An 18,249-nucleotide genomic window follows, 5' to 3' on the forward strand; every position below is an offset into this window, starting at 1 on the left:
GTGACCTCCAGAGATGCGTCGGGGTTGGGGCCGTACGAAAACCGCCGGTCACCGCCGTCGTGGCGGAGAGAGGAAAGGGGCCGACAGGGTGCGTGACCTGATGACCAGACGGACGGAGCCTGCGAACGCCGACGCGGACAACCCCCGGGGGCGCGGGGAACTGCGCGAACAGCCACGACGGCGCCGCACCCGCGCACGGACCGCACCCCCTCAGGGGCGCGGGGAACTGCGCGAACAACCACGACGGCGCCGCACCCGCGCACGGACCGCACCCCCTCAGGGGCGCGGGGAACTGCGCGAACAACCACGACGGCGCCGCACCCGCGCATGTACCGCACCCCCTGCCCACTAGGCGTTCGGCCGGCTTCCGTCCCGCGCGGCCGCCTCCATCGCCGCCAGCCGCGCGAGCATCGGCATGGGATCCGTCCCCACACTCCCCGGCAGCGCCTCCGCGATCCGCTCCGGCGTCCACGCACCCCCTTCGGCGTACGCGGCCCGCAACTCCCTCGGCTGGGCCCACACCGCGATCTTCGGCCCGGCCACCGTGTAGACCTGCCCGGTGACCCCGGCGTCCCGCGCCGCGTCCGACAGCAGGTAGACGACGAACGCGGCCACGTCCTCCGGCTCGCCGATCTCCGTCAGCTCCGTCGGCACACCCGCCGACATCCGGGTCCGGGCCACCGGCGCCACCGCGTTGGCGGTCACCCCGTACTTGTGGAGGCCGAGCGCAGCGCTCCGCACCAGCGAGATGATCCCGCCCTTGGCCGCGCTGTAGTTGGCCTGCGAGACCGAGCCCTGGTGGTTGCCGCTGGTGAAGCCGATCAGCGTGCCGGCGCGCTGCTTGCGCATCACCGCCGACGCCGCCCGGAACACCGTGAACGTGCCCTTCAGATGAGTGGCGACCACCGGGTCCCACTCCTCCTCGGCCATGTTGAACAGCATCCGCTCGCGCAGGATCCCCGCCACGCACACGACCCCGTCGAGCCGGCCGTACGACGACAGCGCGACGTCCACGACCCGCTGCCCGCCCGCCATCGTGGAGATGTCGTCGGCGACGGCGACCGCGTCCCCGCCCGCCGCCTCGATCTCCTTGACGACGGCCTCGGCGACCTCGCTCGTGGGCGAGGCGCCGTCGACGGCGACGCCGTAGTCGTTGACGACGACCTTCGCCCCCTCGGCCGCCGCCGCCAGCGCCACCGCCCGTCCGATACCGCGCCCGGCACCCGTCACGGCGACGACCTTGCCTGCCAAGAAGTTCCCCACGCCCGGCCCCTTCCCGCGGTTTCTGACGGACCGTTAGATTTTATGGCGCGTCTGATGTGCGGACACAAGCCCCGGGGAGGACCGAGATGTCACTGCCGACGCTTCATCCCGCGTTCCACGACATCGCCAAGCGCGTCAACAACTGGGGCCGCTGGGGGGCCGACGACGAGATCGGCACGTTGAACCTGATCACCGACGAAGTGGTGCGGGAGGCGGCGGCGACCGTCCGGAGCGGGCGGCGCGTGCCGCTCGCCCTGCCGCTCCGGGAGGACGGCGTGCAGACCGGGATGATCCCCGGGCGGGTCAACCCCCTGCACACCATGGTGCAGATCAACCAGGAGCTCTTCGGCCCGGGGACCGTCGCATGCAGCGACGACGCCGTGACCATGGGGCTGCAGGCCGGCACCCACTGGGACGCGCTCACCCATGTCTCGCACTCGGGGAGGCTCTACAACGGCCGCCCGGCGGGCACGGTGACCGCGCACGGGGGTGCCGAGTTCGGCGGGATCGACAAGGCGCGGCACATCGTCTCGCGCGGGGTGCTGCTGGACGTGGCGCGGGCGCGGGGCGTCGACCGGCTGGCGGGCGGGCACGCGGTCACCCCGGAAGACCTGGACGCGGCCGAGGAGTTCGCCGGGACGACCGTCCGCGGCGGCGACATCGTCCTCGTACGGACCGGGCAGGTGCAGGTGTACCTGGCCGGGGACAAGCACGGGTACGGCTACCCGTCGCCGGGTCTCTCGGTGCACACCCCGGAGTGGTTCCACGCGCGGGACGTGGCCGCGGTCGCGAACGACACCCTCACGTTCGAGATCTTCCCGCCGGAGATCGAGGACCTGTGGCTGCCCGTGCACGCCCTGGACCTGGTCGAGATGGGGATGCTGCAGGGCCAGAACTGGAATCTCGAAGAGTTGTCCACAGCCTGTGGACAAAGCGGCCGGTACGCGTTCCTGCTGTCGGCGATGCCCGAGCCGTTCGTCGGCGCGACGGGCACCCCGGTCGCCCCCGTGGCCATCCTCTGAGCGGCACCTCGCCGGAAGTGAGCGGCGCCTCGCCGGAAGCCGGTGTCACGCCGAGGCGGCGTGACACCGGCCCTCCCCCATTCCCCCTGCATCCGGACGACCACGCGCACCGGCCCGCCCCGAGCCCGGTCCCGCGCGCCGCCGTCCGACTCGACCCACACTCGACGAGGGCGTCCGCCATCAAGACCCTCGCCGTCCCCTCGCGGCGAATCGCAGACCTCAAGCGTGAGCAAACGGTCACAAGGCGTCAACACCCGCGCGGGGCTTTACGGCTTATGCCCCGGTTCATCATGGGCGCGCACGGATGCAACCCCCGGCGCATGGCCGCACGGCGGGATCACACGGCCTCGAAGGCCAGCCCTTCGTACGAGGCGAGGCCGCCCCCGTACGCCACCGCCGCGCCCTGCTGGGGCTGCGAACACCGGTCGAGTTCGCACCAGATGCGCTTGCCGCCGCCTTCGGGGCTCCAGCCCCAGCGGTCGGCGAGCCCGTCGACGAGAGCGAGGCCGCGACCGCCGGTCGCGTCGCCGTCGGCACACCGCGGCACGGGCGCGCGGTCGCTGGCGTCGGCGACCTCCAGCCGTACGGTGACCGACTCGTCGGCGCCTCTGCGCTCCACGCCCGGCAGCGAGAGCCGCAGCACGGCCGGACAGCCGGTGTGCACCACGGCGTTGGTGACCAGCTCGGAGACGAGCAGGATCAGCGTCTCGGCCAGCGGCTCGTCCGCCGCTATACCGGACCCGGCGAGGCGCGAGCGGGCCCACCTTCTGGCCCGCCCCACCTCCGCGGGGTCGGGCCGGATCTCCAGCTGCACTTGAAGCACCTGCACCGCTCACACCATCCGAACCGGCGGACACATGAACCCGCGCCGAGCAGGCGCCGCGACGGGGGCCGCGACGACAAGGACGGCGAGGGCCACGATCGTAGCCATTTTCTGCATGGCCAGAACAACGGCCAGAGCAAGGGTCACGGAACGTGATTCCCTTACGAGACAGCATGGTTGACGTACAGTCACCCCAACAAGCGCTTCGGGCATATTCCAGCGCGAAGGAGTACGCCTCCGGCATACTGTGCGACGCTCGCGGCGGGGAGTCGAACAGGCGGGGGCACAAGCCCTTACCGCCCTGCGAGCGGCGGTGCGCACCATGAGTGGCGGGGCCGCTTCGACGGCTCCGCCGGCATGGCTCGTCCTCGGAACCACTCGCATCCCACAGAAGGTACCGGAGGGGGCAGCCGACTCCAGGCCGTGACGAGTCACGCGTTGGACACAACCCGGTATCAACGCTCCGTGATTCCGGTATGCCACAATCCGCGACATCTCGACCGCCCGAACCCATGATTCCGCAGGCCAGGGGCGTTTCGGACGCTCAGCCGAGCAGCTCCGCGGCAAGCATATCCTCACTCTCCGTATTCGATCCGCCACGCTGCGCCCGTACCCATGTCCGTTTCAGATGCAGATGCACCTCCGACTCCCAGGTGAAGCCCATCCCGCCGTGCACCTGGAGGCAGTCCCGGGCGCCGCGCACGGCGGCCTCGTCGGCCAGCAGCCGGGCCGCCGCGAGGTCCGCGGGGTCGGAGGTCACGGCGGCCGCGTAGACGGCCGCCCGCGCCGTCTCGGTGCGCACCAGCATGTCGGCGCACAGATGCTTGACCGCCTGGAACGCCCCGATCGGCTGACCGAACTGCACGCGCGTGCGTGCGTGTTGCACGGCCAGCTCGCACGCGCGCGTGGCCGTGCCGAGCTGCTCGGCCGCGGTGAGGAGCACGGCGACCGGGTCGGGCGGCGCGGAGACCGGCCCCGGGACCCGGTGCAGGGGCGTCAACGGGTCCACCGAGCGCACCGGTACGGCCCCCGAGGCATCCCCGGTCACCGCGTCGGCCTCGGCCAGCCACTCCACCAGGCCGCCGTCCACCCGGGCCACCACGGTCTCCCCGGTGGCCGCGCCGGGCACGTCGGCCGCCGCGAGGTGGGTGGCCACCAGCGGGCCGGGCAGCAGCGCCCGCCCCGCCTCCTCGAACACCAGCACGGCCTCGGGCAGGCCGAGCCCGACGCCGCCGTCGGCCTCGGGCAGCCGCAGCGCGAAGAACCCGGCGGCGCCCAGCTCCCGCCACAGGCCCCGGTCGAGGCAGCCCGGCGCGCCGGCCGCCGCCGCCCGCAGCACCGCGCCGTCGAACCGGCGCCCGAGCAGCTCCCGCATGCCCGCTCGCAACGCCTCCTGGTCACGGGTCAGTCGAAAGCGCACGTCCGCTCACCGCCCCTTCGGCAGCCCGAGGATCCGCTCGGCCACGATGTTCCGCTGGATCTGCGAGGTCCCGGCCGCGATGGTGTACGAGAGGGAGGAGAGCCGGTCGAGGACCCAGGGCCGGTCGAGGTCGAGGGCGTCGGGGCCGAGCACGTCGGCCGCCGCGTCGTACAGCTCCTGGCGGGCGTGCGAGTAGCGCAGCTTGAAGACCGAGCCCCCGACGCCGGGCACACCCCGGCCCTCCGCCTCGCTGACGTTCCACTGGGTGAGCCGCCACAGCGCCCGGAACTCGGCGTTCAGTCGGCCGAGGCGGCGGCGCAGCCCCGGGTCGTCCCAGGTGCCGTTCCCGTGCGCCACGCGCGCGAGGTCGCCGAGCACCCGACGGCAGGCGACCACCTCGCCGACGAAGGCGGTGCCGCGTTCGAAGGAGAGGGTCACCATGGTGACGCGCCAGCCGTCGTGCTCGGCGCCGACCCGGTTGGCCACCGGCACCCGCACCTCGTCGAGGAAGACCTCGGCGAACTCGTGGGACCCGGCGAGCGTGCGCAGCGGCCGTACGGTGATGCCCGGGGCGTCCATGGGCATAGCCAGCCAGGTGATGCCCCGGTGCCTGGGCGCCTCCGGGTCCGTGCGCACCAGCAGCTCGCACCAGTCGGCGACCTCCGCGTGCGAGGTCCAGATCTTGGAGCCGGTCACCACGTAGTCGTCGCCGTCGCGCCACGCGCGCGTGCGCAGCGCGGCCAGGTCGGAGCCGGCGTCCGGCTCGCTGAAGCCCTGGCACCACACCTCGTCGCCGCGCAGGATCGGCGCCAGCCAGCGGGCCCGCTGCTCCTCGGTGCCCTCGGCGGCGATGGTGGGGCCCGCGTGCAGCAGGCCGACGAAGTTGGCGCCCACGTAGGGCGCGCCGGCCTTCTCGGTCTCCTCAAGAAAGATCAGCCGGGTGGTCGGGGAGGCGTCCCAGTGGACGTCGGCGTACCCGGCGTCGTACAGCGCGCGCTGCCAGCCGAGGTCGTAGGCGCGGCGGCCCGGCCAGTCCTCGGGCCTCGGCTTCGGCGGGAGGCCGGGCAGCGCCTTGGCGAGCCACTCCCGCAGCCGCGCCCGGAAGTCCTCCTCCTCGGGCGTGTACGACAGGTCCACCGACAGCCACCCCCACGGAGCTGATGGTTCATCAGATCTTCGTCAGATCTCGCAGGCTAGCCCCGCACCCCTGGACCGGCAAGGCACCAGGACCTACGATCTGACGACTCGTCAGTTCCGTTGTCGATTCCGTGGTTCCGCTGGCAGGGGGACGCCATGAACGCCACCGCACACGAACTCAGCGCCTCCCGCACGCTCTGGGACCTGGCCGCCCGCCGCGCCGAACTCACCCCGGACCGGCCGGTGTTCCTCCAGGGCGACCGCACCCTGACCTTCGGCGGCCTGCGCACGCGTGCCGAACGCGTCGCGGCCGGGCTGTACGGCATGGGGGTGCGCCCCGGCACGGTGGTCGCCTGGCAGCTCCCCACCCGGATCGAGACGGCCGTCCTCTCCTTCGCGCTGGCCAGGCTCGGCGCCGTCCAGTCGCCCGTCATCCCCTTCTACCGGGACCGCGAGGTCGGCTTCGCACTGCGCGAGTCCAGGGCCGAGTTCTTCGCCGTACCGGGCGTGTGGCGCGGCTTCGACCACACGGAGATGGCGCGCCGGCTGGGCGCGAAGGGGGTCTTCGAGGCGTACGACGATGCCGGGCTGCCCGACGGCGATCCCGCCGTGCTGCCCGCCCCGCCCGCCGAGGGCACCTCCGTCCGGTGGATCTACTGGACCTCGGGAACCACCTCCGACCCCAAGGGCGTTCTGCACACGGACCGTTCGCTCATCGCGGGCGGGTCGTGCCTGGCGCACGCGCTGCGGCTCACGGCGGCCGACGTGGGCTCGATGGCGTTCCCGTACGCGCACATCGCCGGCCCCGACTACACGGTGATGCTGCTGCTGTACGGCTTCCCGGCGGTGCTGTTCGAGCAGTTCGCGCTGCCGGACGCGCTGGAGGAGTACCGCAGGCACGGGGTGACGGTGGCGGGCGGTTCGACGGCGTTCTATTCGATGTTCCTGGCCGAGCAGCGCAAGCAGCCGGGGGATCCGGTCATCCCGTCGCTGCGGCTGCTCGCGGGCGGCGGGGCGCCCAAGCCGCCGGAGGTGTACCACGCGGTGGTGCGCGAGATGGGCGTGCAGCTGACGCACGGGTACGGCATGACCGAGGTGCCGATGATCACGATGGGGGCGCCGGACGACACGGCGGAGAACCTGGCGACGACCGAGGGCAGGCCGCCGGAGGGGATGGAGATCCGGATCGCCGAGGGCGGCGAGGTGCGGTTGCGGGGGGAGGCGGTGTGCCAGGGGTACCTGGACCCGGCGCAGTCCGCCGCGGCCTTCGACGCGGACGGGTTCCTGCGCACCGGCGACCTGGGCCGGGTGACCGGAACCGGCCATCTGGTCCTCACCGGGCGGCTCAAGGACGTGATCATCCGCAAGGGCGAGAACATCTCGGCGAAGGAGATCGAGGACCTGCTCGCCGCGCATCCGGCGGTGGCCGACGTGGCGGTGGTCGGGCTGCCGGACGCGGACCGCGGCGAGCTGGTCTGCGCGGTGGTCGAACAGCCTCCGGGGACGGCCGCGTTGACGCTCCCGGAGGTGGTGTCGTACCTGCGCGCGGAGGGGCTGTCGGTGCACAAGCTGCCGGAGCGGCTCGAGGTGGTGGACGCGCTTCCGCGCAACGAGACGCTGCGCAAGGTGCTCAAGTACAAGCTGCGCGAGCGGTTCGCCGAGGCTCCGGCTCCGGCTCCGGCTCCGGCTCCGGGGAGCTCTACTCCGGGATCGTGAAGTAGCGGGCGAACGCCGGGACGATCTCGGTCTCCGCGACGTTGCCGTCGCCGTCGGTGTCGAGGCCCGAGGCGATCGCCTGGGCGAGGTCCGGGGCGACCCCGAGGACGCGCAGCACGCGCGCGGTGTCGGCGACGGTCGCCGTGCCGGTGCCCGCGGTGTCCGCGAGGGCGAGGGCCGCGTGCAGGAAGGGGCGGGCGATCTCGCCGAACCGCTCGGGGTTGTCGTGCAGCCGCTTGACCGCGCCGCTCACGAACTCCTGGCGGGTGATGCGCTGGTCGCCGTCCCGGTCCGCCATGCCGGCCATGCCCTGCCAGAAGGCCTCCGCACCGGCGTACAGGGCCTGGCCCTTGTCGGAGCGCGCGGCGAGGCCGAACTCGGCGAGCAGCGCCTTGGCCGCCGCGTTGAAGTCCTCGCGGTCGATCCAGCCGTTGCCGTCCTGGTCGAAGGTTGCGAACCGGGCGGCGATCCGTCGCTCGTACTCGGTGCTGACCATGTCTGTTCGGGCCGCCTTACGTGACGTGGGGGTTCATCTCGCAGGGAGCGTACGACGCGGCGGCGGCCCGAGAGCGGGAAAAAGACAGTTGTGCCAAGACCGGGGGAATTCCGCGACAACAACGTGGCACTGTCGTGATCATCGGCTACGCGCTCGCGCGGCCCGGCTACGCGGACAACGGGTCCTCCTCGTCGGCGGTCGCGCTGTCGATGTCGGTGTACACGTCGAACAAGCGTCGTACGCCGAGGGCGCCGAGGACCCGGTTGACGTGAGAACCGTCACTCGCGCCCTGGGCGGGCAGTATCAGCCGCAGCCGGCCCCGGCAGGAGCGGATCAGGCGGCGGGCCGCGATGAGGACGCCGACGCCGCTGGAGTCGCAGAAGAACACGTCGGAGAGGTCGAGGACCAGGCTGTGGTGGCCCTCGGCGACCACGTCGTGCACCCGCTGGCGCAGCACCGGCGAGGTCACCAGGTCCAGTTCGCCCGACACCCCGAGCACCGCCCACTCGCCCTGTTCGACGCCGGTCACCTTGAAAGCCACGGCTCAGCCCTCCGCTCGCCGGATCTCCGGAACCGCCCGGAAACGGAGCCAGTTCCTACGCTTCTTGTCGCGCGGCTGCCCAGCGGCCGTTCCCCGAAACCCCGGATGACAAACGAGCATCGATCGGAGAGGGTCTTGTTTCGGTCACTGCCGATCCTGTTCGATCAGAAACAGAAGGTTCGGCCGGATACGAGCGAGAGAGCCGGGAAGCACCCGGAGAGCGGCGCGGAGAACGTCGCGGAGAAGGGCAGGCAGAAGGGCGGGGAGAAGTACCGGAACCGCCTACTACCACCTGCAGTCCGTCAAGGGGCGCGCATTGCCACAAAGGGGCGTGCGTTGCCGGACGTGCCGACTACATTCGAGGAGACGGTGGAGACACGCTGGACACGGACACGGGGAGGGGGCCGCATGGCGAAGAAGGACGTACCGCCCCGCTGGGACCGCAAGATGCAGCAGCGGCTCGCACGCGGTGAGGCGGCCGCCCTCGGTGAGCTGTACGACCGCTTCGCCTCGCTCGTGCACGGGCTCGCCCATCGCGTCCTCGGGGACGAACGGGCCGCGGACGGCATAACCCGCGAGGTCTTCGCCCAGGTCTGGGAGCACCCCGACGCCTACGACCCCCGGCAGGGGCCGTTGCGCTCGTGGCTCGCGGCGTTGGCCCACCGGCTCGCCGTGCAGCGCCTGCGGGCCACCGAGACCGCCGCGCTCGCCCCCGGCGACAGCGGTTCCCCGCAGGCCGCGGAGGAGTTGGAGCACAAGGTGCGGCGGGCGTCCGTCGCCGCCCGCGCGGACTACATCGTGCACTCCATGCCGGCGCCGCTGCGCGCTGCCCTGGAGCTCGCCTACTTCCAGCGCCGCGACTACCGCCAGACCGCGGTGGACCTCGGCGTCACCGAGGACGAGGCCCGCCGCCGGCTGCGCCTGGGCCTGCAACTGCTGTCCACCGCGCACGACGTCGGGACGCCGCCCGGACCCGGAGGTGGGGCGTGACCGGCGCCGAGTTCTCCGAGGCGCACGACGGCAGCGGCTCCGGGGACGGTGACGTGCCGCGCGACGGCGGCACCGACTTCGGCCGGTCGCCGCGCATACCGCTGCCCCGGGCCTCCGTCGAGGACGGCGGGCAGCCGCTGCCCGAGCCGGCCGACCTGCCGCCCGTACCGCTGCAGTTGTCGCACGACGTCCTGAAGTCGCTGCTCGGGGCGTGGGCGCTGGCCGCGTGCTCGACCGCCGAGGCACTCGCCGTCGAGGTCCACCTCGGGGACTGCGGGGCCTGTGCGGACGAGGCGCGGCGGCTGCGCGAGGCGGTCGGCCTGCTGCACCAGCCGGAGAGCCTGGACCTCGATCCCGGCCTGCGCACCCGGGTCCTGGAGGCCTGCCTGGACCGCCGGCCGGCCAGGATCCCGATCCCCGCCTGGGCGGCGCCCTACGACGCGGAGACCGCCCGCCTGGACGCCCTGCTCCAGGACATCGGCGACGCGGAGTGGCACGCGCCGGTGCGGCTGCGCTGGTTCGACGGCGAGGCGGCGGCGACCCGCCGTACGACGGTCGCCGGTGTGATCGCGCACCTGCTGACCGTCGACGGGCTGGTGGCGACGGCGCTGGGCCTGGAGGACCCGCTGGGGGAGGTCCGCGCACAGGGCCCGGCGGCCCGCACCGAGGCGTTCTGGCAGGCCTCGCACTTCCCGCCGACGCGTGCGGTGCGGGTGCCCTGGCGGGAGCAGAGCCACCGGCTCGTGCAGACCGTCTCCTTCACCGGCGGCGGCGCCGGGCGCCTCGGGGTGTCGTACGGCGACTTCGAACTGCCGTTGCACGACGCGATGCTGGACCGCGCCTTCGAGTGCTGGGTGCACGCGGAGGACATCGCGGAGGCCGTGGACTATCCCTACGGGCCGCCGGCCCCGAGGCACCTGCACCGGATGATCGACCTGGCGGCCCGGATGCTGCCCGCTGCGCTGGCCGAGCGCCGACGGGCGGGGCTGGCGTCGCCCGGCCAGACGCCCCACCTGGTCCCTGCGGGACGGCCCGGCCGGAGTCTGCGGCTGGAGATCGAGGGCAGCGGCGGCGGCGAGTGGCTGATCCCGCTGGACTCGCCGGGGGCGGTGGGCTCGTCGGAGTTCGAGGTGGCGCACGTGGCGCTGGACGACGTGGAGTTCTGCAGGCTGGCCGCGGGCCATGTGCCGCCGGAGGAGGCTGCGGCGGGGCAACTCGGGGACCGGGCGGCGATCAGGGACGTCCTCTTCGCTGCCGCGAGCCTGAGCCGGATGTAGGTGGGTTCGCCCAAGGGGCGGGGTGGTTCCGTGAGACGGCGACTGCGGGTGGTTCGTGGCTGGTCGCGCAGTTCCCCGCGCCCCTGGAAAAGACGGGGCTGCGCCCCGCTTTTGGCTTTTAGGGGCGCGGGGAACTGCGCGAACGGCCCCCACGCGGCCGCACTCGCCGTCTCACGGAACCACCCCGCCCTTTGGGCGAACGCCCCACCCCCGTAGGGAAAAGTACCGTCAGCCGAAGACGACCGTCCGTCGGCCGTTGAGGAGGATGCGGCGCTCCGCGTGCCACTTCACCGCCCGTGCCAGCGCCTGGCACTCCACGTCGCGGCCGATCGCCACCAGCTGGTCCGGGGTGACGTCGTGGCCGACCCGCTCGACCTCCTGCTCGATGATCGGACCCTCGTCCAGGTCCGCCGTGACGTAGTGCGCCGTCGCACCGATCAGCTTCACGCCCCGCGCATGCGCCTGGTGGTACGGCTTCGCGCCCTTGAAGCTCGGCAGGAACGAGTGGTGGATGTTGATGATCCGGCCGCTCAGCTGCTTGCACAGGTCGTCCGAGAGGACCTGCATGTAGCGGGCCAGCACCACCAGTTCGACGTTCTCCTCGCGGACGAGGTCGAGCAGCCGGGCCTCGGCGTCGGCCTTCGTCTCCTTCGTCACCGGGATGTGGTGGAAGGGGATGTGGTACGAGTCCACCAGCTCCGCGAAGTCGGTGTGGTTGGAGACCACGGCCGCGATGTCCACCGGGAGCGCGCCGATGCGGGCGCGGAAGAGCAGGTCGTTCAGGCAGTGGCCGAACTTGCTGACCATGAGGACGATGCGCATCTTCTCGTCGCCCCGGTTGATCTGCCAGTCCATGTGGAAGGAGTCACCGATCGCCGCGAAGCTCGCCCGCAGCTTGTCGACCGTCACGGGCGCGTCGGCCGAGAAGTGCACGCGCATGAAGAACAGACCCGTGTCGTGGTCCCCGAACTGCTGGCTGTCCTCGATGTTGCAGCCGGTCATGAACAGGTAGCTCGACACGGCGTGCACGATGCCCTTTTTGTCCGGGCAGGAGAGCGTGAGGACGTACTGGTCGGCCGGGGCGGCCTGGGCTCGGGTGGACTCGTCGGTCATGCACCACAGAATCTCATGCCCCGCCCGCCCCGGCCGTCAGCGTCCGCTTCGCGGACTCACGCCGCCCGCGTCATGATCCGCAGCACCTCGAGGGTGCGCGGCGGGGCGTCCGGGTCGTCGCCGTCGCTCGCCGCGAGGCGTATGTGCGCGTCCCGGGCCGCCCGGACCGCGTCCGGCCACCCCTGGTGGTCGAGGTAGGCGGAGACCGGCGCGTCCGGCCCGACCTGGTGCATGATCCGCAGCACCCGCAGCACGGCGGTGTCGACGAGCGCCGCCTCCTGCGAGTCCCGGAATATCGTCCCGACGTACTTCTCCGCGGACCAGCTGTCCAGCCAGGTGTCCTCGACCAGCCGGTAGACCGCGTCGGTCACGTCGCCGTACCCGTCCTGGCCGGCCAGCCAGACGTTCCGCTGGAAGTCCGCGTCGGAGAGCATGTGCAGCGCGGAGCGCACATTGCTGCGCCAGCGCCACCATGGCATGTCATTGAGTGGCATGTCGCCCATGGTGGAGGAGCGACGGCCGCGACGGGAAGAGTTCTCCGAACCTTGCACGGTCGTCGATCGTACGTTCCTCGTCACACACCCTTAACAGGCCCCCCGCAATTCACCTTGACGTCACCCTTCGTTGACCATGGGTCACTTCCCGGTTAGTGATGTGGCGGAATCGTGCGTGTCCATGACCGGCAGGCGCCCCATCCTCAGCACCACCGTCAGCAGCATCCGCCCCGCGGCACACCGGCGCGTGAGAGCCACCGCCCTGTCCGCGGTGGCCATGACGGCCTGCGCGTCCCTCGCCGCAGGCTGCGGCACCATCCCAGGGATGTCGGCCTCGACGGACGACGAGATCAAGGTGATGACCTGGGCACCGCAGGGGACCAGCGCCACCAACAAGCCCGGCATGCCCGCCATTGCCTCCGCCTACATCAAGTGGATCAACTCCCAGGGCGGCGTCCACGGCCGCAAACTCAAGCTCATCACCTGCAACGACCACAACACCAGCGTGGGCGCCGCGAACTGCGCCCAGCGCGCGGTCGACCAGAACGTCGTCGCCGTGGTCGGCTCCTACAGCCAGTTCGGCGACTCCTACTTCGCCCCGCTGGAGGGCGCGGCCATCCCCTACATAGGCGGCTACGGGGCGTCGAACAACGAGTTCACCAGCCCCGTCTCCTACCCGGTCAACGGCGGCTCGCTCACCCTGCTGTCCGGACTCGGGGAGGCGCTGGCCGACTCCTGCGGCCCGGTCACCCTGGTCCGCCCGGACACCATCGCCGGCGACCAGCTGCCCCAGCTGCTCGACTCGGGCCTGCAGGCGGGCGGCCACGCCAAGGCGAACGACCAGCTCGCGGCCGAGGACCTCACCGAGTACGACCAGCAGTCGCAGAAGGCGCTGGAGAGCGCCACCTCGAACGCGGCGAAGACGGGCTGCGTGGTGCCCGAGCTCGGTGACCGCACGGCCACCTTCATGGACAACTTCCAGCGCGCCCGCCAGGACTACCCGAAGGTGAAGACGGCCGCCGAGGTCGGCAGCGTCGACCAGACGGTGATCAACTCCACCGGCGGCGCGTCCGGCCCGTACGAGGGGTCGTACATCACCGGCTGGTACCCGGTGGCCTCGGACTCGCGCTGGGACCAGATGAAGAAGGTCATCAGCAAGGAGGCCTTCGGCGACAACCGGATCGACCCGGCCGACGCCGGGGTGCAGACCACCTGGATCGCCTACCAGGTCCTCACCGCCGTGCTGGAGAAGATCGGCGACGGCGACGTCAGCTCCGACAGCGTGCGGCACACCCTCAACGACGGCCTGAAGGTCTCCACCGGCGGCCTCACCCCGTCCCTGTCCTGGCCCTACCAGGGCAAGCTGGCCGCGGCCGGCTTCGCCCGGCTGGTCAACGCCGACGTGAACGTCCAGACGGTCAAGGGCGGGCTGCTGCAGTCGGCGAACAAGCAGGCCCTGGACATGACCAAGGTCCTGGAGAACGCCGACCTCAGCTGACCGGCACGCGCACCTGACCGGCACGCGCACCCGCACGCACCGGCCGGACCGGCCGACCGGCCGTGGTCACAGCCGGGCCGGCCGCGGTCACAGCTGGGTCGGCTGCCGCTGGGTCAGTCCGTACTTGCTCGCGATCGTGTTCCACAGCGCGGCCGCCTTCACCTTCTGGCTGCTGGCGGTCCCGCTCTCGCGGTTGCCGGCGGCGGTCTGGCCGGTGGTGCGGGCCTGGCCCTTGCGGCAGCCGTGCTTGCCCTTGGCCTGGTCGGCCCAGGCCGCGTAGTGGTTGTCCGCGTTCGCGGAGGCCTGCCAGGCCTTGGTGAGGGCGGTGCTCAGCTCGGCGTGGTCCGGCAGCTTGTCGACGGCCAGCTTCGACAGCCTGGTGACCAGCTCGGTGCGCTGCTGGGCGGCGTTGCGCAGGTCGGAGGCGGAGCCGTCCAGGTCCTGGCACTGCTTCACCTGGGCGACGGCGTTGATCACCGAGGCGCGGCTGCTGCCGCTGTCGGCGAGCAGCTTGTCCAGGGCGACGGCCTGCGCCTTCGCGGGGTCGGCCGCGGCCGAGGACGATCCGTCGGTGGCCGGGGCGGAGGCGGCCACCGTCTTGTTGGCGTCGTCCGAGCCCCCGCCGCCCCCGCTGAGCAGGGCACCGGCGCCGATACCGAGCACCGCGATGCCGATCCCGACGGCCGCGATCACCGGCACCTTCGACCTGCCGCGACCGCCCCGGCCGTCGCCGTCGTGGTGGTCGTACGAGGTCGGGGGCGGGGTGTACGCCGGCGGCTGCTGGTAGCCGCCCTGGGGCTGCTGGTAACCGCTCTGGGGCTCCTGGAAGCGCGGCAGATAGGCCGTGGCCGCGGCCGGGGACTCGCCGCCCGGCGCGCTGCGGAAGAGGTTGTCGAACTCGGCGGGCGGCTGCCGGTCGGCGCCGCCGCCCTGCGGGCCACCGGCCGGGTACGGCGCGATGTACTGCGTGGCGTCGGCGTCGGAGTGCACCGGGGCGGGCGCCCCGCCGAAAGCGGTCTGCCCGTGGGACATCTCCGGCGGCAGCGCGCCGGGGCCCACCGGCGGGATCAGCTGGGTGGCACCCTCGGAGGCCGCCGGGACCGGCGGTATGTACTGCGTGGCGCCCTCGTCCACCGGTGCGGCGGGCACCGGCGGTATGAACTGGGTGGCACCCTCGTCGGCGGGCGGCAGCGCACCGCCGTAGCCGCCGTGGCCGCCCTGCGGGACGGCGGGCGGCAGCGTGGCGCCCGGAGCGCCGTACGGGTCATGGCCGGCGGCGGGGGGCAGCGGGGCGCCGTACGGCTGCTGGGGCTGGGCGTCGTAGCCGTACGACTGCTCGTAGCCGCCGTACGACGGGGCCGGCGCCCCCTCCGGCGGGAGCGCACCGGCGCCGGGGGCCTGGGCGGCCTGGATCTGGGCGACGTGCGACTGGGCGTTCCAGGCGGGCGGCAGCGGGTGCTCAGGGGCGGCCCACTCCTGGCCGGCCTGGCCGGCCTGGCCGGCCGCCTGCGGCCAGCCATGGCCGGGCGGCTCGGGCTGCGGGCTCTGCTGGTGGCCGGGGCCCCACGGCTGGCCCCAGGACTGCCCCTCGGACGGCGCGGCGGCCGGGGCGGGCGGCTGTGCGACGGGGACGGGGCTGCCCGTCATACCCGGCAGCAGGGGCTCGCCACCGTCGGAGGGCAGCACGATGCCTTCGCGCGCGGGCTCGCCCTGTCCACTCTGCGTCACCGGGACTCCTACTAATGGGGGACCTTGTGAATCGTCTGCTCACGCTACCGGGTCCCCTCAGCCGGGTGCCACGCAGCCAAGGGCGCGATCTTCTTCCCTGTCACAGCAGTAACAAAGCCGCCCCGCGGTGCGCTGTATATGCCGCTTCGTGCGCGGCAACGTGTGGTTTCCCACACGTTTACGCAACCGCGGGGCATGAATTCATGCCGCTGCCTGCAGATCCAGCCGGGCGCCGAACTCCCTGACGACCGGTTCGTCCCGGAACGGCTCCAGCCGCTGCTGGAAGTCCTCCAGGTACTCGGCGCCCCGGTTGGAGCGGACCGTCTCCAGCAGCTCGACCGCCTTCGTCCCGGTGGCACAGGCCTGTTCGATCTCACGCTGCTGCACCTGCGCCGTGGCGAGGAGCACATAGCCGATCGCGCGGCGCCGCGCCCGGGTCTCCGGGTGCCCGTCCAGCGACTGCTGCGCGCACCTGGCGGCCGCATCGGCCTGCCCCAGGTCACGGTGGCAGTGCGCCAACTCGTCCGCCAGATAGGCCTCGTCGAAGTGCTTGATCCACGCCGGGTCGTCCCCGGACGCCGGATCGGCCGCCTCCATCGCCGACACCGCCCGCCCGGACGCCAGCTGCGCCGACCGCACATCGCCCAGCAGGGCGTGGCCCCGGGCCTCGGCCGCGAAGAACATCGCCTCCGCGCGCGGGGTCACGCGACCGCGCGCCCCCTCCTGCGCCGCCCTCGCCAACTGGGCGATCTCGCGCGGGTTTCCGAGCTGGGCGGCGAGGTGGCTCATGGAGGAGGCGAGCACGTAGCCGCCGTAGCCACGGTCGCCGGCCGCCTGCGCGAGGCGCAGCGACTGGATGTAGTACCGCTGCGCGAGACCGGGTTGGCCGGTGTCGACGGCCATGTACCCGGCGAGCTCGGTGAGCCGGGCGACGGCGGCGAACAACTCCCGCCCCACGGACTCCCGGTAGGAGCCGGCCAGCAGTCCGGAGACGACGCTGTTGAGGTAGTGCACGACGACGGGACGCACATGCCCGCTGCCGAACTGGTGGTCCAGATCCGTCAGCGCCTGCGTCATCGCCTTCACCGCCGCGACGTCCGCCTGCCCGACCCGCGGCCCCGCCTGCCGCGCCACCTGCGCGTCCGGCGCCGAGATCAGCCAGTCCCGGCTGGGCTCGACGAGCGCGGACGCGGCCACGGACGACCCGGACAGGAAGTCCCGGCGCCCCACGTCGCTGCGCCACAGCTCGCAGACCTGCTCGATGGCCCCCAGCACCGTCGGCGAGAACTGGAGACCGACGCCCGACGCGAGGTTCTTGCCGTTGGCCATGCCGATCTCGTCGATCGTGACCGTACGGCCCAGCTTGCGCCCCAGCGCCTCGGCGATGATCGCGGGCGCCCGGCCCCGCGGCTGCTGGCCGCGCAGCCAGCGCGCCACGGACGTCTTGTCGTACCGCAGGTCGAGACCGTGCTCGGCGCCGCACATGTTGACCCGGCGGGCGAGCCCGGCGTTCGAGCACCCCGCCTCCTGGATGAGCGCCTGCAACCGTTCGTTCGGCTGCCGCGCGACAAGCGGCCTTGCGGCCATGGCGTACCCCCTGCGAACTCCCTGTAGGGAAAAGATCCGGCCCTGACGATCACTGCCCAGCGGACATACCGAAAATGCGGGACATGCGAGGATTGCCGGGTAAAGGCGGCGGAATCACGGGTACGACCGCCACCAACCCCCCACGTGTGACTACCCGCTCACGCCCCGGTTCCTCCTGCGCGCCCCCACACGTGCATCCATGCGCCCCAGTTACGGAAAAGATGCTCCTCCCCCGCGCGCGCTACGCCCGTAACTCCAGGTGGGCGCGGGAGTTGTGTTGAGCGTGGAAGAGACGATCGTGGGCACCGAAGCCGCTCAGATTCCGAAGCAGCGCGGGGAAACGCTGCTGGAGACCGCCGTACGCTACGCCGAGGAGCGCCACTGGGACGTCTTCCCGGGCACCTGGCTGGAAGCGGTCGAGGGGGTGCAACGCTGTTCCTGTGGTGAGGTCGCGTGCGTCGCGCCCGGCGCGCACGCGGCGCGCCCGGACTGGGCGACGCAGGCCACCGGTAGTGCGACGGTGGCGCGCCGGATGTGGCAGAAGCAGCCGACGGCGTCGATCCTGCTGCCGACGGGGCGGACCTTCGACGCGCTGTCCGTCCCGGAGACGGCGGGGTTCCTCGCGCTGGCGCGCATGGAGCGGATGGAGCTGACGCTGGGGCCGGTGACCCTGACGCCCGACCGCCGGATGCAGTTCTTCGTGCTGCCGGGGGCGTCGGTGAAGGTGCCGGACCTGGTACGGAAGATCGGCTGGTCACCGGCGTCGCTGGACCTCACGGCGCTCGGCGAGGGGGCGTACGTCCCCGCTCCGCCGACGCGGTACGGGTCGCGGGGGGCGGTGCAGTGGGCCTGCCGGCCGACGGCCGCGAACCGGTGGCTGCCGGATGCGGAGGAGCTGATCTCGCCGTTGGCTTATGCGTGCGGGCGGGATCGGTAGCGCCTGCTGGGCTGCCGGGTGATGTGTTGTGAGCGACTGCGGGTGCGTCGTGGCTGGTCGCGCAGTTCCCCGCGCCCCTTACGGGGCGCTGCCCAGCCGTGTCCTACATAGCTGCGGGCAGGCGTGCCGCAGGGCGGCACGGGTGGGCGCTGGGGGTCCCCCCGGCCGAAGGCTGGGGGAGGCACCCTGCAAGCGCCGGTAAGCGTC

At 72.5% G+C, this 18,249-nt stretch carries 16 protein-coding genes; 6 read left to right on the top strand and 10 right to left on the bottom strand.

Annotated features, from left to right (window positions below; genetic code table 11):
• Positions 1-348 precede the first annotated feature (348 nt).
• The gene (locus ACFWPQ_RS18965) at positions 349-1,263 is read right to left on the bottom strand and encodes an SDR family NAD(P)-dependent oxidoreductase (protein WP_384035556.1); all 915 of its coding nucleotides are present in this window, start codon (positions 1,261-1,263) and stop codon (positions 349-351) included.
• A gap of 86 nt (positions 1,264-1,349) precedes the next feature.
• On the opposite strand from ACFWPQ_RS18965, the gene ACFWPQ_RS18970 reads away from it, so the two are divergent.
• Entirely contained in the window at positions 1,350-2,285 is a 936-nt protein-coding gene (locus tag ACFWPQ_RS18970; RefSeq protein ID WP_384035558.1) for a cyclase family protein, read from the top strand.
• 337 nt (positions 2,286-2,622) lie between these two features.
• Here the strand turns inward: ACFWPQ_RS18970 and ACFWPQ_RS18975 are convergent, their stop codons facing one another.
• The 3 genes from ACFWPQ_RS18975 to ACFWPQ_RS18985 form a co-directional block, all read right to left on the bottom strand.
• Positions 2,623-3,099, bottom strand: coding sequence for an ATP-binding protein (locus ACFWPQ_RS18975; RefSeq protein WP_384035919.1), 477 nt, complete (start codon positions 3,097-3,099; stop codon positions 2,623-2,625).
• Positions 3,100-3,652: 553 nt separating this feature from the next.
• Positions 3,653-4,528 carry an acyl-CoA dehydrogenase family protein gene (locus ACFWPQ_RS18980; RefSeq protein ID WP_384035561.1) on the bottom strand — a complete coding sequence of 292 codons (876 nt, stop codon included), beginning with the start codon at positions 4,526-4,528 and terminating at the stop codon, positions 3,653-3,655.
• A gap of 6 nt (positions 4,529-4,534) precedes the next feature.
• A complete protein-coding gene (locus ACFWPQ_RS18985) occupies positions 4,535-5,665 on the bottom strand; it encodes an acyl-CoA dehydrogenase (RefSeq protein WP_384035564.1) in 1,131 nt (376 codons plus the stop codon).
• A 156-nt stretch (positions 5,666-5,821) separates the two neighbouring features.
• On the opposite strand from ACFWPQ_RS18985, the gene ACFWPQ_RS18990 reads away from it, so the two are divergent.
• Positions 5,822-7,381 (top strand): class I adenylate-forming enzyme family protein, encoded by a 1,560-nt coding sequence (locus tag ACFWPQ_RS18990; RefSeq protein WP_384035567.1) that lies wholly within the window; start codon positions 5,822-5,824, stop codon positions 7,379-7,381.
• Here ACFWPQ_RS18990 and ACFWPQ_RS18995 read toward each other — a convergent pair.
• Positions 7,365-7,877, bottom strand: a complete 513-nt coding sequence (locus ACFWPQ_RS18995; protein ID WP_384035570.1) for an EF-hand domain-containing protein — start codon at positions 7,875-7,877, stop codon at positions 7,365-7,367. The two genes, ACFWPQ_RS18990 and ACFWPQ_RS18995, sit on opposite strands and share 17 nt — an antisense overlap.
• Before the next feature lie 166 nt (positions 7,878-8,043).
• Positions 8,044-8,418 (bottom strand): STAS domain-containing protein, encoded by a 375-nt coding sequence (locus ACFWPQ_RS19000; protein WP_384035573.1) that lies wholly within the window; start codon positions 8,416-8,418, stop codon positions 8,044-8,046.
• Positions 8,419-8,826: 408 nt separating this feature from the next.
• Between ACFWPQ_RS19000 and ACFWPQ_RS19005 the strand changes: the two genes are divergently transcribed.
• Both ACFWPQ_RS19005 and ACFWPQ_RS19010 read left to right on the top strand, forming a co-directional pair.
• Entirely contained in the window at positions 8,827-9,408 is a 582-nt protein-coding gene (locus ACFWPQ_RS19005; protein ID WP_384035576.1) for a sigma-70 family RNA polymerase sigma factor, read from the top strand.
• Between the two features lie 53 nt (positions 9,409-9,461).
• Positions 9,462-10,685, top strand: coding sequence for a maleylpyruvate isomerase N-terminal domain-containing protein (locus ACFWPQ_RS19010; RefSeq protein ID WP_384035922.1), 1,224 nt, complete (start codon positions 9,462-9,464; stop codon positions 10,683-10,685).
• Positions 10,686-10,913: 228 nt separating this feature from the next.
• On the opposite strand, the gene purU is transcribed toward ACFWPQ_RS19010, so the two are convergent.
• Together purU and ACFWPQ_RS19020 are read right to left on the bottom strand one after the other, a co-directional pair.
• A complete protein-coding gene (gene purU, locus ACFWPQ_RS19015) occupies positions 10,914-11,798 on the bottom strand; it encodes a formyltetrahydrofolate deformylase (protein ID WP_384035579.1) in 885 nt (294 codons plus the stop codon).
• A 56-nt stretch (positions 11,799-11,854) separates the two neighbouring features.
• Entirely contained in the window at positions 11,855-12,301 is a 447-nt protein-coding gene (locus ACFWPQ_RS19020) for a hypothetical protein (protein ID WP_384035581.1), read from the bottom strand.
• Between the two features lie 172 nt (positions 12,302-12,473).
• Here ACFWPQ_RS19020 and ACFWPQ_RS19025 point away from each other — a divergent pair, with 172 nt between their 5' ends.
• Entirely contained in the window at positions 12,474-13,790 is a 1,317-nt protein-coding gene (locus ACFWPQ_RS19025; RefSeq protein ID WP_384035584.1) for an ABC transporter substrate-binding protein, read from the top strand.
• Positions 13,791-13,877: 87 nt separating this feature from the next.
• Here ACFWPQ_RS19025 and ACFWPQ_RS19030 read toward each other — a convergent pair whose 3' ends face one another.
• Both ACFWPQ_RS19030 and ACFWPQ_RS19035 read right to left on the bottom strand, forming a co-directional pair.
• Complete coding sequence (locus tag ACFWPQ_RS19030; RefSeq protein ID WP_384035587.1) at positions 13,878-15,518, bottom strand: hypothetical protein; 1,641 nt, start codon at positions 15,516-15,518, stop codon at positions 13,878-13,880.
• A gap of 201 nt (positions 15,519-15,719) precedes the next feature.
• Entirely contained in the window at positions 15,720-17,105 is a 1,386-nt protein-coding gene (locus ACFWPQ_RS19035; RefSeq protein ID WP_361295843.1) for a transcriptional regulator, read from the bottom strand.
• A 274-nt stretch (positions 17,106-17,379) separates the two neighbouring features.
• Between ACFWPQ_RS19035 and ACFWPQ_RS19040 the strand changes: the two genes are divergently transcribed.
• Positions 17,380-18,042, top strand: a complete 663-nt coding sequence (locus ACFWPQ_RS19040) for a bifunctional DNA primase/polymerase (protein WP_384035591.1) — start codon at positions 17,380-17,382, stop codon at positions 18,040-18,042.
• Positions 18,043-18,249 lie beyond the last annotated feature (207 nt).

Origin of the sequence: Streptomyces sp. NPDC058464 (genome assembly GCF_042721035.1) — a bacterium.
In the GTDB taxonomy this organism is placed as follows: domain Bacteria; phylum Actinomycetota; class Actinomycetes; order Streptomycetales; family Streptomycetaceae; genus Streptomyces.

What these genes read in the sequence shown, in the direction of transcription:
- ACFWPQ_RS18995 (WP_384035570.1), bottom strand. Translation starts at nt 7,877, where the DNA reads ATGGTCAGCACCGAGTACGAGCGACGGATCGCCGCCCGGTTCGCAACC.
- ACFWPQ_RS19020 (WP_384035581.1), bottom strand. Translation starts at nt 12,301, where the DNA reads ATGGGCGACATGCCACTCAATGACATGCCATGGTGGCGCTGGCGCAGC.
- ACFWPQ_RS18990 (WP_384035567.1), top strand. Translation starts at nt 5,822, where the DNA reads ATGAACGCCACCGCACACGAACTCAGCGCCTCCCGCACGCTCTGGGAC.
- purU (WP_384035579.1), bottom strand. Translation starts at nt 11,798, where the DNA reads ATGACCGACGAGTCCACCCGAGCCCAGGCCGCCCCGGCCGACCAGTAC.
- ACFWPQ_RS19035 (WP_361295843.1), bottom strand. Translation starts at nt 17,105, where the DNA reads ATGGCCGCAAGGCCGCTTGTCGCGCGGCAGCCGAACGAACGGTTGCAG.
- ACFWPQ_RS19005 (WP_384035576.1), top strand. Translation starts at nt 8,827, where the DNA reads ATGGCGAAGAAGGACGTACCGCCCCGCTGGGACCGCAAGATGCAGCAG.
- ACFWPQ_RS18970 (WP_384035558.1), top strand. Translation starts at nt 1,350, where the DNA reads ATGTCACTGCCGACGCTTCATCCCGCGTTCCACGACATCGCCAAGCGC.
- ACFWPQ_RS19025 (WP_384035584.1), top strand. Translation starts at nt 12,474, where the DNA reads ATGACCGGCAGGCGCCCCATCCTCAGCACCACCGTCAGCAGCATCCGC.